Source organism: Thermococcus sp. LS1 (assembly GCF_012027395.1).
Taxonomy (GTDB): Archaea; Methanobacteriota_B; Thermococci; order Thermococcales; family Thermococcaceae; genus Thermococcus.
Map to the genome: position 1 here is coordinate 136809 of NZ_SNUJ01000003.1, position 15332 is coordinate 152140.

Below are 15332 nucleotides of genomic sequence, written 5' to 3' on the forward strand. Positions count from 1 at the left end.
ATAAGGTTTTGGTACACCTTACAGTACCAAAATGGAACAAGGTCTAAAATACTTCAGAGTTCTCCTTTCTCTTTCAGCAGGGCAAGGTAGCTCGTGAAGGCTCCGGCTGAAATCGTGTCCCCAAGGCCAACCGTTGAAACCGGGTTCTTGACGAGCCTTGTCGGGATTATGACGACCTTGTACTCCCTTGTCCTCAGCTTCCTCTTGGCTTCTTCGAAGCGGAGCTTGACGTATTCACCGCGCTCGTTGTAGGGAACTTTGAGGCCAACCTTGAAGTCCTCGGGCGATTTGATGTTCCCCAGAGAAGCCCTCGCTGCCGCTAAAGTCGTGGCCAGCTCGAGACTCTGCATGAGCTCATCCTCGCTCAAGGGATTGTCAGCATGGGTAACGTACATGATGTAATAGATCGTATGAATCTGGAGGACCTCGAGGTTCATCTCGTCAATGAGTATCTTTCCGCCCAAAACGGTGTCCTCGATGCGGTTGTAGGTGAATATCCTGTCCGAGAGTTTTGAGTATCCCAGAGCGTTCAGGATGTGGGCTATCTCTGACTCGTCCATACCTACGCTGTCGACGAGTGGGAAGAGGTTGTAGATGACTTTCTTCCTCAGCTCGCGGTTCTGGATTGAAGCAAACTCCAAGTGGACCTTGACGTCCTTCTTCCTCTTGAGGAGTATGATATCATCTTTGGCCTTCTTGAGGTAGTAGTTCGCATCCTTCCCGTCGGAATAGCGGAGCTTTATCCCCTGGTAGCCCGAAAGGATTGCCCCATCAACCTCGTTCCCTATCTCGGGAAGGAAAGGTCTCAGCTCGGATTCAGTATGGATCTTTATGCTTTCGAATCTGGCCGAAACGATAAACCTGCCTGAGAAAGGAACCGTTATCGTTTCGCTTCCGAGCTTGAAGGTAGTCCCTGCGCGGAACTCGAATATCCTGTTGACCTTTATCGGGTCGCCCTCGCGGTAGGCCTCGCGCGGGTGCTTGAAGGTCAGCTTTCCGTCTTCGACAACGGGATAGAAGAGATTGGGTTTATCAACAAACATCTTGGCCTGCTTTTTGGCCAGATGGGGGGTGTAAACTATAACGCGCCTGAAGTCGAGGTTCGCCAGGAGGTTCGCTATTATGCCCGCCTGACCTCCCATCCTCTCGACGTCGTATTTGAAGTGGGAATCAAACCACTCGTGGAGCTCCTCATTAACCAAAGGCACAGCCATCGGCTTGCCCGTTTTAAGCGCATGAACCAGTCTCGCAACGAAGTCTATGGGCTCGTTTATCTCCCTTGGGTACTCCTCCATCCTTCTCCTCACGGCTGCTGCGCCAAATTCGTCTATCAGTTTCTGGACTGTCTCTCCCTTGAGAAAGACTATCGCGTCGACGTTCGTGTTGTACGCGGTGTATATCGAAAGTTCCCTAGCCTTGTGGAGGAGCTCCATATGTATCACCCTCAGTGACTAACATTTAGAAAATGTGCACGGATTCTTAAAAGAGTTTCGGAGCTAGAACAGCGAGCCGAGTCCATTGTCTGTCGTTAACTACAACTAAGTTTTTAAAACCACAACAAATTTCATGTTGGTAGAAAAACTTAATAGTTATTGTGAGCATTATATTCTAACTAGTATCTGTACTTACATCTATAGGGGTGGGAAGTATGCAACTGGAATTGATCCTAGGCATTATCGGTGCTGTGGGAGCTATTTTGACTGTAGCAATGATAATTGACAGAGTGCTTGAAGCCTATCACCAAAGAGAGAAGTTTAAACATCTTTTAACAGCAGTAATAAATTGGTTAAAAGCTTATGGGATCTATATATCTCAACCTTTAGAGGATTTAGAACCTAGCGATATTAAAAAAGCCTTGAATCAGGTTGTGGAGGATATAGAAAAACTAAACTCTATTAGTGACGATTTGAGAATATTTCGGGGACGAATCAAAACCCTTCCTTCCAATCTAAGATCATTTATCCAAGAAAAATACCTCTCCGATCTTTTAAACAATTCTCGAGTCACATTGACAGTTGAAGAGTTCTATCAATTCTGGACAGATCTTCTTACTCAAGATGAGGACAAAGTTATTTTTATTAGAGCTACTAGTAGAATTGATCCAAAATTCTGGCTAAATCCCGAAATGCAAATATATCAAAAGCGACAATTTGAAAGAATTAAGGAATTAAGCCAACCTACTTATGCTAAGAATGCACAAGAAATCGTGGAAAAGACAATTAGGCGTGCTCTTGAACATGTAACTCATCCTTCATTTAAAGAAATCGACGTTAATGATCTTCTTAAAAAAATCGATCCCAAAGTCTTTTTTGAAAGAATTTTTCTCTATAGTCCCGGTAGCAATGGAGTTCTTAGTGAAGCTCTTTCTTCTCAAGTTCAAGGTAATATCTCTGTACTAGTATTGAAATTAAATGCTAATGAAAGGCCTACTCCTGCTCGACCTCAAGATTTTGGGGTAATAATAACTGAGAAAGGAAATGTATTCACAATGTACTTGGATCTAGATGAAAATAATACCCCTATGGGAGGGTATATAACATTTAACAATTTTAGACCTTTTTGTTCATTATCTGCTCAATTATTCGCTGATAAAAGAAAGATCTAAGAAAATACGGACCGAAGATAGGTCCAAAATACAAGGCATATTAAACTCTCTCCAATTGATTTCCATAGACGATATTTATGGAAATAGGTGTCTAAAATGCCTCCAAAGCGCAGAAGAGAAAGTTGGAAGTAACCGGGACATTTGGAAAACTGAGCTAACTGCAAAGAAGATTTGGTATCGCATCATGGCAGAGGAAAATCAAGCAATTCTTAAGGCATGTAGGGAAATCGCTATGGGGTTACATGGGGGCACTCCTTTACATGTTCTTGAGATTGGTACTGGGCCTGGTAGAGTTATAGCGTTACTACTAAATAGTGATCTCAGGTACACTATAAAGAAAATTGTTGGAATAGAACAAAATAAGGACATCCATAATGAGGTTCAGAAGCGATTTGAAGATGAGCGTGTTAGAGTGTTTATACGTAATGCTTTTGTAGGCATAGATGAAAGCGGACATCTTCATTCTATCCGACATGCACTTAAAAAATCCTTGGACTTCCACATAGTTTTGGCTGTTTCAAATTTAGTTGGATGGCAGTGTTCGCTTAGTGGTAGCAATTGGAAGTGTAAAGAACGAGAATTCCTAATCGATATACTAAAGCATGCAGTTCTCCCTGGTGGTGGCTTATTCTTTACGGTTTACAAAAAGGATGAACTTATAGATTTGGAAAGAGCAAGGATGTACCGTGCAGCAGGAGACATAATTGAATTTGTAGATATTGGAGGCCAGAGACACATTGCCATCTGTACTGATGCATTTAGCGGAGAGAAACATGTGTCAAAAGCCTATACAATCTCAGAACTAGAGAAAATTTTGAATGATGTGAGGTCTAACCTTCAACGGGAGAACATCGATATTGAGTACACTATTGACAGCTCGTCTATGTTCTATATGTATGGGGTTATAATTAGGCGTCTTAGTTGACTTTTGTATTTTTTTAAACTTTTAACTATTGAGAATAAAATTAGAACCAGAGGTAACAACGTAGGGTGAATCAAAACTGCGTGAAGAGTCTTCCAAGCCAGGGAATCTTCTCCATGACGTCCATCTCTCTGAGTGCCAGCCAGAGAGAAGCCTGGTTGCTGGTGACTACTGGGACACCAAGGTCTTCCTCCAGAGGCTCGATGATCTCGAACGTTCTCAGGTTGGTGCAGCTTATGAAGATTGCATCAGCCTCGTCCACGAAGGTGGCCTTAGCTAAGCGGTAGGCCTCGTAGGGCTCGAGCTTCCCTATCTTGGTGTTGTCCTCTATGCCGAGACCCCTGATGTCGAGAACCTCGAAGTCGTTGGCCTCGAGGAACTCCTTCTCGCGTTCGTTTATCTCGTCGGTGTAAGGAGTTATCACGAGTATCGACTGGGCGTCGAGCATCTTCAGGGCCTCGACGACGGCCGTGCTCGTGCTCACCACCGGAACGTTTACTTCGTTCTCTATCTTTGCCTCGAGCTCCTTCTCGAAGTCCTTGCCGCCAATGAATGAACCGCTCGTGCAGCCGTAGAGAATCAGCTCAACCCCTGCATCGCGGAGGAGCTTGGCGCTCTCCACCGCTAAAGCGTTCATCTTGATGAGCTCTTCCTCGGTGACGTTCCTGAGCGGAACCCTCGCGGTGTGCAGCGAGACCCCCTCGGGGATGGCCGAGTGAAGCTCCATCTCCATCGTGGTGTTCGAAGAGGGAACGATAAGACCGAGCCTGCCTCTCCATCCGTACATGCTTTCACCTTAGGGGGGATTACTCAAGGGCTCTCTTAAACCTTTGGTTTTGGAAAGACTGATTAACCTTCCCACTAACGTTTCACCGGGTGATACTGTGGAGCTCGGCGAGGCAATACTCAAGAGGACTTCTGTGAGGTATTTTGAGGGGAGGGATGTTCCGGAGGATGCCATCAAGGCGCTCATCGAAGCGGCAGTGAGGGCACCTACCGCCAGCAGCCTCGAGAACTGGCTTTTCGTTGTTTTCAGGAGTGAGGAAGCACGGGAGAGGATTTACCACCTGATAGCACGCGGGATGGAGGAGTACTATCGGGCGGTGAATCTCTCGGAAGAGAAGATAGAGAAGCTTAGAAAGAAGATGTACGAGGGGGGAATGTACAGGGCGCCGGTTTACATAGCAGTTTTCATCGACAAACGTGTCCGCTTCCTTAAAGGTGAAGAGTTCGATGAGCCCGAGCTTCTCTGGAGCGTGGAGAGCGCGGCAATGGCGATACAGAATTTAATGCTCAAAGCAGTTGAGTTAGGCCTCGGTACTGTTTACGTAGGTGTTACGAACTTCAGGGGCATCGAGGAACAGGTCAGAACGCTGGCTGGCCTCGATGAGAACTACTATCTCGTCGGCGTCATACCTGTTGGCTATCCGCTGGAAAAAGCAGCACCACGGAAGCGGAGGAAGACCCTCGAACAGGTCACTCGCTTCATCTAAACGTTTTTATTCTCCCTCCCTCAATTCCTTTTGGTGAAAGGATGATAGAGTTCGTCATACTCCTCGGTGTCATCGGCGGCTGGATAATAGTGGCTTCGACGCTATTCCTGATGCTTGCTCTTGGAAAGATGTGGGGGTTAACTGGGGTTCTGCTCCTCGTTCTGGCCATTCAGATAAACCACTGGCTCAAGAGGAAGTACATGGGCGCCATAGTTGACGCCACGCCGAGGGCGAAGGAGATAGCGGCCCACATTTTCGAGATGAACGAGCTGATACTCCTTTCCTCATATCTCATCTCGATCGTCCTCTATGTCGTCATTCAAAAGTACGTCGAGATTGTGATCAAGTTCCCGCATATGGTGGGGTGATATTCATGTTCAACGTCGTTATAGTCCGCTACGGTGAGATAGGCACGAAGTCGAGGCAGACGAGGAGATGGTTCGAGAACATCCTCATGAACAACATCCGTGAGGCCCTGGTGAGTGAGGAAGTAGAGTTCAAGAAGGTAGAAGCAAAGCACGGGAGGGTTCTTGTAAAGACAAACAGGGCTGAAGAGGCCGTTGAGGTTCTTAAGCGGGTCTTCGGCATAGTCTCGCTTTCCCCGGCGATGGAGATCGACGCAGAAATGGAGAAGATCAACAGGACGGCCCGCAAGCTGTTCCGCAGAAAGAAGAGGGGACTTGGATTAGAAAAACCTCGCTTTAGGGTAACCGCGAGGCGCATAACCAAGGAGTTCCCTCTGAAGAGTCCGGAGATCCAGGCGAAGGTCGGCGAGTACATCCTCGAGAACGAAGAGAGCGAGGTGAATCTCCACGAGTATGACATAGAAGTTGGCGTTGAGCTGATGGAGGGCAAGGCCTACATCTTCGTGGACAAGGTCAAAGCCTGGGGTGGCCTTCCCATCGGCACTCAGGGCAAGGTCGTGGCTCTGCTCAGCGGCGGCATTGATTCACCGGTTGCCGCTTTCCTCATGATGAAGCGCGGTGTGGAGGTAATCCCGGTGCACATCTACATGGGCGAGAAGACCCTCGAAAAGGTCAGGAAGATATGGAACCAGCTCAAGAAGTACGGCTACGGCGGCAAGGGCGAGCTGATTGTGGTTAAACCTAAAGAGCGCGAAAGAATTCTTCAGAAGCTCAAGGAGCTCAAAAAGGAGAACTACACCTGCGTCTTCTGCAAGTTCATGATGGTTCGCCACGCCGATAGAATCGCGAGGGACTTTGGGGCAAAGGGCATCGTGATGGGTGACTCCCTCGGCCAGGTAGCCTCTCAAACCCTGGAGAACATGTACATCGTCAGCCAGGCGAGCGATCTGCCGATTTACCGCCCGCTCATAGGCATGGACAAGGAGGAAATCGTCAAAATAGCAAAGGAGATAGGCACCTTTGAGCTGTCCACTCTCCCTGAGGACGAGATTCCCTTTATACCAAGGCATCCAGTGATAAGGGGTTCCTGGGAGGAGTTCAGAAAGCTCTACAAGGCCGTCTTCGGCGAAGAACCGAAAAATAGGGCATGTTGAGGTGATGTTATGGAGTCGACAAAACTCCCGGCATACATCTCCCTCCTCCTACCACTCGTATTTCTTATTGGGCTGATCGTTGTCATTTACCATAACCCCTGGTTTTCATTCACCGACAACGCCCTCAGCGACATGGGGTCAGTACGGAATCCCGTGAACTACTACTTCAACGGCTTTCTTATGCTGTTTGCAGTTTTGGGCTTCATAGCCTCGCTCGGAGCCTTCAAGAACGGTCTCTCTTATCTCATGCCCATCGCCATGGTCTCGCTTTTCCTTGTTGGCATCTTTCCTGAGGAATATCCCCTACATACTCCTTCAGCAATTCTCTTCTATGTTTTGGCGCTAGCCGATATAGTCCTCATAGGGCTCAAGCTCGCTCGTTCTGGCCTTTCCGTCGGGATGCTCTGGGCAATTCTTTCGGTTGTTACTTTTGTGGTGATGCTCTACATGGTGAAAGCTCGCGTTTTCAAGGGCCTTGCCATCCCCGAGCTTATAGGTGCAGCCATGATACTGGCCTGGTTCATCTACATCGGCCTCCTTCAGCTCAAGGGTTTGGAACTCTAAGTTGCGGAAAACTTCATATATCCTTTTTTCCTGCCCTTGGATATGAAGGCCGTTGCACTGCTCAGCTCGGGCATTGATTCTCCAGTGGCGATATACCTCATGCTCAGAAAGGGCATGGAGATAACGCCGGTCCACTTCAAGCAGAGCGATAAGAAGGAGTCAAAAGTTCTGGAGCTCTGCGAGATTCTGAGTAAGTACGGGAAGCTCAACGAGCCCGTAATCGTTGATGCTTACGAGGAACAGGCGCCGATCTTTTCCAAGCTGGTCGAGATTGGAAAGGCCAAGTGGACGTGTCTTTTCTGCAAATACACGATGCTGAGGAAGGCCTGCAGGGTTGGGCATGAAATCGGAGCAAAGGCTATAGTTACGGGCGACTCTCTCGGGCAAGTGGCATCGCAGACCCTCGACAACCTGCTGATAATAAGTCAGGCGAGTGATCTGCCTATTTTGAGGCCCCTCATCGGCCTCGACAAGGAGGAGATAGTCAAAATAGCAAAGGAGATAGGCACGTTCGAAATAAGCATAGAACCTGAAGAGCCCTGTCCATTCGTGCCGAAGTATCCGGTGGTGCGCGGCTCCCTTGGAGAGTTCGAGAAGATAAGGGAGAAACTCGTGAGGGAAGGGGTGCTTTGAAGCATCTCATTCCTCGCATGAGATTCTCTCAAGCCCACATCGAGGATGCTGGTGCAGTTCCTTATACGGGCATCCTCGGACACACCACTGGTCACCACGGGCTGAGTATCTTGTAAGCTTTCACCCCCTTTGTTGTCTGGACGTAAACGATGTTTCCTTCGAGTTTGACTTTTAGTGGTCTCTCACCGTCTTCAAATTCCGTGCACGCGATTTTAATCAGCCTGCCTGCAGTGAAAACACAGACCCCGTTTTTTTCGTTTCCAATTTCGTCGTGAAGGTAGTATGCGACAGCTACATATTTTCCGTTGGTATCCAACGGCAATTTAACTCCGAGGGGATGACCTTCGATAGTAGCAACTTCTTTTCTCCTCAAATTGCCTCCTTCTATGAGATACAGAAATGCTTTTGTCTCTCCGGAGAGGGTTCCAACACTGTAGTACCCCAACGTAACATATACCCTGTTATCAACAATTTTAACGTGTGAAATGTGAGCTTTAGGGACATCCAGGCAATACTTTTTATCCGTACTCCCCGTTGAAGGATTTACGAAATAAATGCAAGAGTTTGAGCCGTACGGGTCAGACCTCACGAACACAAGACTGTTTCGTACGTACTGATCTGGAAAGCCGGAGAAGTGCCGCCACCATTTAAGGGGTAGGTTGTAATCAAATAATGCCGCATTAATCCCTGCCGAGGGATCACCAAGGTAATACGAATAAACAAAAATCCCTTCGGGAATGCAAAAGAAGTGTTCCCCCAAAAATCCTCTGAGGGTTATATTTGCTTTCTTATTCTCCCCAAAAGAAAGCGTGAAGTTCACAAGGTGATCGAGCCTGTATTGATAGTATTCCGCTTTCACTTGAAGGTCTGGTGGACATTGTATAAATCCTGAAGCACTGCTATCAAAATTTGCTCTCTCTGCGTCTGTGGGAATAAGTAAGCCTTTGGGAGAGAAATAAAACAGGAGCAGGAGGATGAAACCCAGGATTATTGCCTTTTTCTTTTTGTTCACAGTCCATCACCTTGCTACCAACCCATTTTTCGTATTAGATTACCCCAAGCTGAGTATCATATACGCTTTCACTCCCTTAGTTGTTTGTACGTACACGATGTTTTCTTCGAGTTTGATGTTCACAGGCCTTTCGCCGTTTTCAAATTCCTTACAGGCGATTTTCCTTAAGCGCTCTGCTGTGAACACGCAAACGCCGTTCTTCTCGTTCCTGAGCTCGTCCCGAAGGTAGTAAGCCACCGCCACATATTCATCGTTGGCGTCAATCAGCAGTCTAACACCGAGGGGGTGCCCTTCAATCGTGGCGATTTCACTCTTTTTCACCTCCTCGGCCCTCACGAGGTATATCAGCGCCCTCGTTTTCCACAGATCAATGTCATAGTAGCCCACTGTATAGTACACCGTCTCACCCAGAATCCTTATGTGTGAGATGTATGGTTCCCTGACGTCAGGGCATATCTTCCTGCTTACGTTCCCGTCAGAGGTGTTCACAAAGTAAATGCACGAATCCACGAGGATTATGCTCCCATTGTGGTACATTTCCGGGAAGGCCCGGTATTTTTCCTTCCATATGAGGGTTAAGTTGTAGTCAAACAGCGCCACGGAGCTTCTCCGTTCTCCCGGGTAGTATGAATATACGACTACCCCCTCGGGAACGCAGAAATAATTTCCTTCCACACCTTCTAAGGTCACGTTCGCCTTCAGCGTTCCGTTAAGGAAGAGGGTGAAGTTCACGAGATGCTCAAGTCCGCTCTGGTAGTACTGAGATTTAACTTGGATTACCGGTAAACATTGAATGAAACCAGTAGTCTCTCCCTCAAAATTAACTTCATCAGTTGCTATCGGAACAAGTGTCTTATTATCGCCTGTTTCGTTGACACTTATTGAGATGCTGGACTTATTTTGTAAATGTAATCCTTCACCCTCATTAGGAGGAGACGAGTCATCTTTTTGAATGATAAACAAAGAAACAGCGAAAACAAAAATTAAAAATCCTGCCAAAATCTTTTGTCGTTCTTCATGACACTCCACCATTTACCACCTTATTACCCAGTCCCATCCACATTGGCTCCCATACTCTCCCCGAGTACAGACTACAAAATTCTGGGATCTATGTCTATTCTCTCATTCTCATGTCGATTTGGACTACTTCCGTAAACGTCAGTTCAGCTGCTTGCTGATAGTAGGCTATGAACCACTTCAAGTCCACGTCAGCTCTAACTGGATGGACTTTTTTAACGTGCTCTTGGACAATTATCAACTTCCGCATTCGCCCCTTCCCCAACAAGGCTGTTAAATGTAATTACTCAAAGCTGTATATAACACTTTCGTCTTTGAAATATATAAATTAAACCCACGTTAAATTACATGGAAACATGTTTGATAATACAACGTTCAAATTATATCAAAGGAGTACTGGTGAACAAACCGATTTAGTACCCAATTTTGTGTATAACTGTTCGTTTAAGGAAAGCTTTTAAGGTCTTTGCCGGAGCCTTTTATGGTGATGGCAAATGAACGTGTTTAACAACACACTGGAGCTGTTCGAAAAGTACAAGCCGACCCCCCTTGTTAGGCTTTCCACCGAGAGGGGGGATGTATTTTGCCAAGTTAGAGTTCTTTAACCCCTTCAGCAGGAGCATTAAGGACAGGGCCGTTTTTAACATGCTTATGAAGGCCATCGAGCGCGGGGACATCAACGGCACGAGGAAGCTTTTTGAGGCAACTTCCGGCAACGTCGGGATTTCTCTGGCGGCGCTCAGCAACGTTCTGGGAATAGAGTTCAGGGCATACCTGCCAAAGCCGACACCAAAGGCCACCCAGGTTCTGCTCAGAGTACTTGGTGCGGATGTTGTCATGACTAACTTCGAGACCATAGACCCCACTATGGTTCAGTACGTCGTCGAAGAAGCAAAGAAGGCTGGAGCGGCTAACCTCAACCAGTTCGAGAACGACGACAACTTCGAGGCCCACTACCGCTTTACCGCCAGGGAGATAGACGAGCAGCTGAAAAGCATAGGTAAAAAGCCCGACGTTGTGATAGCAGGCATAGGTACTTCGGGCCACATAGCAGGTCTGGCAAAGTACTTCAAGGAGCGCTACGATACAACCGTTGTGGGCGTCGTCCCGGCGAAGGGTGAGAAGATCCCCGGCATAAAGCGCCTTGAAACAAAGCCCAAGTGGTACTTCCAGGTGGACATAGACAGGGTCGTGGAGATAACCCGGAACGAAGCCATTGAGGGTGCCCTCAGCGTGGCACGCAGAGACGGTCTCTTGATAGGACTCAGCTCTGGAGCAGTGGTCAAAGCGTACGAAAAAGTCTCCAGCGAATTTGGTGAGAAAACCTACGTCCTAATCTTCCCGGACGATGGGTTTAAATACGTAGAGATATTTGAGGGTTACCTGGGGATTACATGAAAAGGTTAACCCTCGCCACCTATCTTCTTTTCCTTAACGGCTTTCTGCTTCTGTATTATGCTTACTCCTTTGGTTCAGTATTTTACCTGGCCTTCGGCCTGCTGAGCATGGCTCTCGCATACGGCCTCACGCGGGAGAACCGGACTGCCATAAAAATCGCCCTTATCTACGCTGCAATAGAGTTCTTCTTCGCGTTGCTGTTCCTGATAGCGGGCAACATATGGTCTGTCGTTGATGCCGCGGTGAGCTTTTTCATACTGCATGACATACTTGGTTATGTCCAGGATGTTGCAAGAAAGGAGGACATATAAGGTTTTGATTGATTTTTAACCTCTAACTTTCTGTGGTCCAGTTGTGCAGTTACAAAACTTTTTTTAACAACTGCTGCCAACTTTGTAGTAATGATGATAATGTTATGGGGGGACCACTTATGAGCAAGAATTTTGAGAAAACACTTTTTGAATATGCGGACATGATTCGACCCGGAGAGCTAGTTCTCGTGGAGTACACCTCAGAGGATCCTGTTCACCTAATCCTTCAAATGATCCTAAGATATGCCAAGCTCAAGGCAGTCCCTATTTTTATAGTTGATACCCTAGATGGGCTTCATGTCATGAAAACTAAGCTGGATCTTGAGGACATAGATACAAGCCTCATTGATGATGTGTTTGTAGTGAAGGTGGGAGGATTGATAAATGTCGGCAATGTTTTCAAAAAGATAGAAGAGATAAATGAGATCTCGATTCTTAAGAGGCAGTATACAGAGCTCCTGCAGAAAATATGTGAAAAAACTGAAGGTAACTCTACCATACGCCTCGTTGTGGGTGCTACTGAGCTTTTGCAGCGGCTGGAAAGCGATCCCGTGAAAAGGGAGGAGTTTATCACCGGCCTCATAAAGCCGCTGGTCGGCCACCAGAACACTATTGGTGTTGTATTCCTAAACAGAAAGAGAATCACGAGGCCCGTACTGAGTGAGGTGGAGGAAACTGCAACCCGTGTTCTGAGAACAAGGATTGAAAACGGCAAGCTCCTCGTGAGGATCGTGAAGTCAGTTTACTTCGATGAATACGGTGCCGAAGTTCGTGTTGATCCTTGGGATCTCAGGGAGTATCTCATCGCGGCAGGGGGTGATTAATGTGGCCGTGGAACGGGCTATTAATGATGTACTCGAAGCTTTTAAAAGCATCAAACCGGGGGAACTCATAGTCGTAGAGTACACCCCTCTCATACCTCTCCATCTTGCAGTGTCACTTCCCATTCGTATCGGGCGGGAGAGGAAAATACAAGTTGTTATCAATGACATCTTCGACCAGTTTCACGTTCTGCTTTCCCACCTGGCTACCATGGGAGTTGACACGAGCTGGGCCAAAGATGTGCCGGTCGTGAAGTTTGGAGGATCCCTTTCGACGGGAAAAGTCATCAATAGGATCAGTATCCTCAAAGCTACTCCTGTATGGCACATGGAATATGAAAAAGCACTGAAAGAGGTACCCGGTTTAAAGCTAATCGTGACGCTGGGTCTCGAAAAGCTGATAGCTATCAAATCAGAGCTCCCGGCCTCCACAGTGTGCCGCATGACTGTTGCATCCTCTCTCGGGGCAGAGGACAGGATAAACGTGACATTTATCAACAGGGATATGCTCACTGAAAGCACCCTAGAGGACATCAGGGAGCTGGCCAGCAGGGTGTTCGAGCTCGGATTTGAGAATGGAAAGCTCACGCTCAGGACTTTAAAGTCACTGCGGTTGGAAGACTACGGAAGGAAGCTCTCCATTGATGCCAGTGCACTACTGGACTACTTGGCAACCTGAAAAGCGATCTTTTGGGATGAAGAGAAGACCCATTTGCGTGTCTCTCTGCAGTTGTTGTTTAGAAGGGCCACTCCCGACACTGAGGACTGAGCGAAGTAAATGGAAGAAAAGAAAATTACTTCAGGATTATCCTGGCGTCAACTATCACGGCACCTTTGCCCTGCTCGTAGACGAAGACGGGGTTAAGGTCCATTTCCTTGATGTAGTCCCTGAGCTCATCCACGAGCTGGCTGACCTTGAGGAGGAGGTCAACTATTGCATCGATGTCGGCTGGTTCTTCTCCGCGCGCTCCGGCAAGAATCGGGTAGCTCTTGATTTCCCTGATCATCTTCCTGGCGTCATTTTCGGTAATCGGCACCAGCCTGAAGGTGACGTCCTTGAGAACCTCGACGAAGATTCCACCAAGGCCAAACATTATGGCGTGGCCGAACTGCGGGTCCTCGGTAACGCCTATAATGATCTCCCTTCCGGGCTTGAGCATCGGAGCGATAAGGACGCCGAGTATCTCAGCATCTGGCCTGTACTTCCTTGCGTTCTCGTGGATGAGCTCCCACTTCTCCTTGAGCTCCTCTGGGGTCTTTATGTTAAGGAGAACGACCTTCGCGTCACTCTTGTGGAGTATCTGCGGAGACATCAGCTTCATGGCAACTGGATAGCCAATCTCCTCAGCGTACTTGAGTGCCTCGTCGAGGGTCTTGGCAAGCTTCTCCTCTGGAACGGGAAGGCCGTAGGCCTTGAGGACCTGTTTAGCCTCGTATTCAACGAGTGCAGTCCTCCCGGACTTCAAAACCTCTTCGATAACTTTAAGGGCTTCCTCCTTCATGATACCACCACCGGGAAAGTGAATGAGGGGCTCAGTCGCCCCTCCTCAGGTGTTCAGCATATTTGACAAGGCCTGCCAAGGCCCTTACTCCCCTCTCGGGGGTTGGATAGACCGGGACTCCCTTCTCCTCGAGGATTCTAGCGTAGTAATCAGTCTTCTTACCACCCATGGCAACGGCAACGATGGGCTTGTCGCTCTTCTTCTGGTACCCCGCAAGGATGTCAATTATCTTCTCCTCCTCGAGGAGCGGCACCTGGAAGAGCACGATGACAAGTATAGCATCGACGTTCGGGTCATTGACGAAGCCCTCTATAGCGATCCTATACCTCTCGGCGTCGGTGTCGCCGACAACGTCGGTCGGGTTGCCAGCGACGGCGTGCGGCGGAAAGTTCTCCTTGAGGAACTTGAGTGTTTCCTCGCTCAGCTCGGCCATCCTAAGGCCGAACTTGGCAACGGCATCGCTCGCCATAACTCCGGCTCCACCGCCGTCGGTGATGATTCCTATCCTGTCACCCTTCGGAAGTTTGTCCTTCAGAGCCGCGAAGGCCTTCGCAAGGTCGAACATGTGCTCGAAGTCCTCAGCACGGATTACACCCGTCTGCTTGAAGACTGCGTCGTAGATAGTGTCCGCTCCAGCAAGGGAACCGGTGTGAGATGAAGCTGCCCTGGCTCCGTACTCGGTTCTTCCGCTTTTGAGGGCTATGACTGGCTTGACCTTGGTTATCCTCTTGGCGGCTTTCATGAACTTCCTTCCGTCCTTCACGCCCTCGATGTAGAAGGTGACGACGTTTATGCTATCGTCGTGGATAAAGTAATCCATGAGGTCCGCATCGTCGACGTCGAGCTTGTTGCCGTAGCTGACCATCTTGCCTATGCCTATGTCCGCCATGGCCGCCCAGTCGAGCATGGCTGCCGCGAAAGCACCGCTCTGGCTGACGAAGGCAATTGGTCCGCTCTTGGGTCTGTCCATTTTGTTCTCAGGCAGGAAAACCGTGTCAACACCGGTATCCGGCACGTAAACACCAACACAGTTCGGACCGATGATCCTTATGCCGTTCTCTCTGGCTATTTCAAGAATTTCGCGCTCGAGCTTCTTTCCTTCCTCGCCGAGCTCACCGAAACCACCGGTGATGATGATTACTGCTTTTATGCCCTTCTTTGCTATCTGTCTCATCGTGTCCGGAACGAACGGGGCCGGAATCGAGATGACTGCTAAATCAGTGTCATCTGGGAGCTCCTCAACGCTCTTGTAGACCTTGTAACCGTCTATCTCGTCGAGCTTCGGGTTCACCGGGTAGATGTTGCCCTTGAAGATACCGCGTTCCTTGTTCATCCTGAAGTTCTCAAAGATGACGTTTCCAACCTTACCTTTCTTGTTAGTTGCGCCGATGATAGCGACCGCCTTCGGGTCAAAGAAGGGCCTCATTTCCTCCACTATCTTTGCCTCCATTGTACATCCCTCCGAAAGAAATAACTTCCCTTTTTCCTTTCATTTTAAATGTATAAAAGCCTTGTGTCTACCAAAAACGGGCTTT

Annotated in this window: 17 protein-coding genes; 11 read left to right on the forward strand and 6 right to left on the reverse strand. The window is 48.2% G+C overall.

Annotated elements, in window-relative coordinates:
* Positions 1-53: 53 nt before the first annotated feature.
* The gene (gene pfkC, locus E3E26_RS08675; protein WP_206204382.1) at positions 54-1433 is read right to left on the reverse strand and encodes an ADP-specific phosphofructokinase; all 1380 of its coding nucleotides are present in this window, start codon (positions 1431-1433) and stop codon (positions 54-56) included.
* 215 nt (positions 1434-1648) lie between these two features.
* Here pfkC and E3E26_RS08680 point away from each other — a divergent pair, with 215 nt between their 5' ends.
* A complete protein-coding gene (locus tag E3E26_RS08680; RefSeq protein WP_167900927.1) occupies positions 1649-2605 on the forward strand; it encodes a hypothetical protein in 957 nt (318 codons plus the stop codon).
* 184 nt (positions 2606-2789) lie between these two features.
* The gene (locus E3E26_RS08685; RefSeq protein WP_167900928.1) at positions 2790-3530 is read left to right on the forward strand and encodes a class I SAM-dependent methyltransferase; all 741 of its coding nucleotides are present in this window, start codon (positions 2790-2792) and stop codon (positions 3528-3530) included.
* A 70-nt stretch (positions 3531-3600) separates the two neighbouring features.
* On the opposite strand, the gene E3E26_RS08690 is transcribed toward E3E26_RS08685, so the two are convergent.
* On the reverse strand, positions 3601-4314 hold the full coding sequence (locus E3E26_RS08690) for an aspartate/glutamate racemase family protein (protein WP_167900929.1): 714 nt from the start codon (positions 4312-4314) through the stop codon (positions 3601-3603).
* Positions 4315-4411: 97 nt separating this feature from the next.
* Between E3E26_RS08690 and E3E26_RS08695 the strand changes: the two genes are divergently transcribed.
* Genes E3E26_RS08695 through E3E26_RS08715 form a run of 5 tightly spaced genes read left to right on the forward strand, consistent with a single transcriptional unit; the run spans position 4412 to position 7736 of the window.
* Entirely contained in the window at positions 4412-5020 is a 609-nt protein-coding gene (locus tag E3E26_RS08695) for a nitroreductase family protein (protein WP_167900930.1), read from the forward strand.
* 41 nt (positions 5021-5061) lie between these two features.
* Complete coding sequence (locus E3E26_RS08700; RefSeq protein ID WP_167900931.1) at positions 5062-5388, forward strand: hypothetical protein; 327 nt, start codon at positions 5062-5064, stop codon at positions 5386-5388.
* 5 nt (positions 5389-5393) lie between these two features.
* Positions 5394-6539 (forward strand): tRNA uracil 4-sulfurtransferase ThiI, encoded by a 1146-nt coding sequence (gene thiI / locus E3E26_RS08705; protein ID WP_167900932.1) that lies wholly within the window; start codon positions 5394-5396, stop codon positions 6537-6539.
* A 9-nt stretch (positions 6540-6548) separates the two neighbouring features.
* Positions 6549-7103, forward strand: a complete 555-nt coding sequence (locus tag E3E26_RS08710) for a DUF998 domain-containing protein (protein WP_167900933.1) — start codon at positions 6549-6551, stop codon at positions 7101-7103.
* A gap of 42 nt (positions 7104-7145) precedes the next feature.
* Entirely contained in the window at positions 7146-7736 is a 591-nt protein-coding gene (locus E3E26_RS08715; RefSeq protein ID WP_167900934.1) for a 7-cyano-7-deazaguanine synthase, read from the forward strand.
* A 91-nt stretch (positions 7737-7827) separates the two neighbouring features.
* Here E3E26_RS08715 and E3E26_RS08720 read toward each other — a convergent pair whose 3' ends face one another.
* The gene (locus E3E26_RS08720; RefSeq protein WP_167900935.1) at positions 7828-8748 is read right to left on the reverse strand and encodes a hypothetical protein; all 921 of its coding nucleotides are present in this window, start codon (positions 8746-8748) and stop codon (positions 7828-7830) included.
* Between the two features lie 39 nt (positions 8749-8787).
* Positions 8788-9777 carry a hypothetical protein gene (locus E3E26_RS08725; RefSeq protein ID WP_167900936.1) on the reverse strand — a complete coding sequence of 330 codons (990 nt, stop codon included), beginning with the start codon at positions 9775-9777 and terminating at the stop codon, positions 8788-8790.
* A 564-nt stretch (positions 9778-10341) separates the two neighbouring features.
* Between E3E26_RS08725 and E3E26_RS08730 the strand changes: the two genes are divergently transcribed.
* The 4 genes from E3E26_RS08730 to E3E26_RS08745 all read left to right on the forward strand — a co-directional run bounded on the left by E3E26_RS08730 (position 10342) and on the right by E3E26_RS08745 (position 12974).
* A complete protein-coding gene (locus tag E3E26_RS08730; protein ID WP_167900937.1) occupies positions 10342-11163 on the forward strand; it encodes a cysteine synthase family protein in 822 nt (273 codons plus the stop codon).
* Positions 11160-11474: a hypothetical protein gene (locus E3E26_RS08735; protein ID WP_167900938.1), complete on the forward strand. Its 315-nt coding sequence runs from the start codon at positions 11160-11162 to the stop codon at positions 11472-11474. Before E3E26_RS08730 ends, E3E26_RS08735 begins: the two co-directional genes overlap by 4 nt.
* A gap of 119 nt (positions 11475-11593) precedes the next feature.
* Positions 11594-12298 (forward strand): DUF257 family protein, encoded by a 705-nt coding sequence (locus E3E26_RS08740; RefSeq protein ID WP_167900939.1) that lies wholly within the window; start codon positions 11594-11596, stop codon positions 12296-12298.
* A gap of 1 nt (position 12299) precedes the next feature.
* Positions 12300-12974, forward strand: a complete 675-nt coding sequence (locus E3E26_RS08745; RefSeq protein ID WP_167900940.1) for a DUF257 family protein — start codon at positions 12300-12302, stop codon at positions 12972-12974.
* 115 nt (positions 12975-13089) lie between these two features.
* Here E3E26_RS08745 and E3E26_RS08750 read toward each other — a convergent pair whose 3' ends face one another.
* Together E3E26_RS08750 and E3E26_RS08755 are read right to left on the reverse strand one after the other, a co-directional pair.
* Positions 13090-13797, reverse strand: a complete 708-nt coding sequence (locus E3E26_RS08750; RefSeq protein ID WP_167900941.1) for an acetate--CoA ligase family protein — start codon at positions 13795-13797, stop codon at positions 13090-13092.
* 31 nt (positions 13798-13828) lie between these two features.
* On the reverse strand, positions 13829-15247 hold the full coding sequence (locus E3E26_RS08755; protein WP_167900942.1) for an acetate--CoA ligase family protein: 1419 nt from the start codon (positions 15245-15247) through the stop codon (positions 13829-13831).
* Positions 15248-15332 lie beyond the last annotated feature (85 nt).

Coding starts and splice junctions, on each gene's coding strand:
- E3E26_RS08740 (WP_167900939.1), top strand. CDS start 11,594: ATGAGCAAGAATTTTGAGAAAACACTTTTTGAATATGCGGACATGATT.
- E3E26_RS08710 (WP_167900933.1), top strand. CDS start 6,549: ATGGAGTCGACAAAACTCCCGGCATACATCTCCCTCCTCCTACCACTC.
- E3E26_RS08680 (WP_167900927.1), top strand. CDS start 1,649: ATGCAACTGGAATTGATCCTAGGCATTATCGGTGCTGTGGGAGCTATT.
- E3E26_RS08685 (WP_167900928.1), top strand. CDS start 2,790: ATGGCAGAGGAAAATCAAGCAATTCTTAAGGCATGTAGGGAAATCGCT.
- pfkC (WP_206204382.1), bottom strand. CDS start 1,433: ATGGAGCTCCTCCACAAGGCTAGGGAACTTTCGATATACACCGCGTAC.
- thiI (WP_167900932.1), top strand. CDS start 5,394: ATGTTCAACGTCGTTATAGTCCGCTACGGTGAGATAGGCACGAAGTCG.
- E3E26_RS08700 (WP_167900931.1), top strand. CDS start 5,062: ATGATAGAGTTCGTCATACTCCTCGGTGTCATCGGCGGCTGGATAATA.
- E3E26_RS08690 (WP_167900929.1), bottom strand. CDS start 4,314: ATGTACGGATGGAGAGGCAGGCTCGGTCTTATCGTTCCCTCTTCGAAC.
- E3E26_RS08730 (WP_167900937.1), top strand. CDS start 10,342: ATGTATTTTGCCAAGTTAGAGTTCTTTAACCCCTTCAGCAGGAGCATT.
- E3E26_RS08755 (WP_167900942.1), bottom strand. CDS start 15,247: ATGGAGGCAAAGATAGTGGAGGAAATGAGGCCCTTCTTTGACCCGAAG.
- E3E26_RS08750 (WP_167900941.1), bottom strand. CDS start 13,797: ATGAAGGAGGAAGCCCTTAAAGTTATCGAAGAGGTTTTGAAGTCCGGG.
- E3E26_RS08735 (WP_167900938.1), top strand. CDS start 11,160: ATGAAAAGGTTAACCCTCGCCACCTATCTTCTTTTCCTTAACGGCTTT.
- E3E26_RS08715 (WP_167900934.1), top strand. CDS start 7,146: ATGAAGGCCGTTGCACTGCTCAGCTCGGGCATTGATTCTCCAGTGGCG.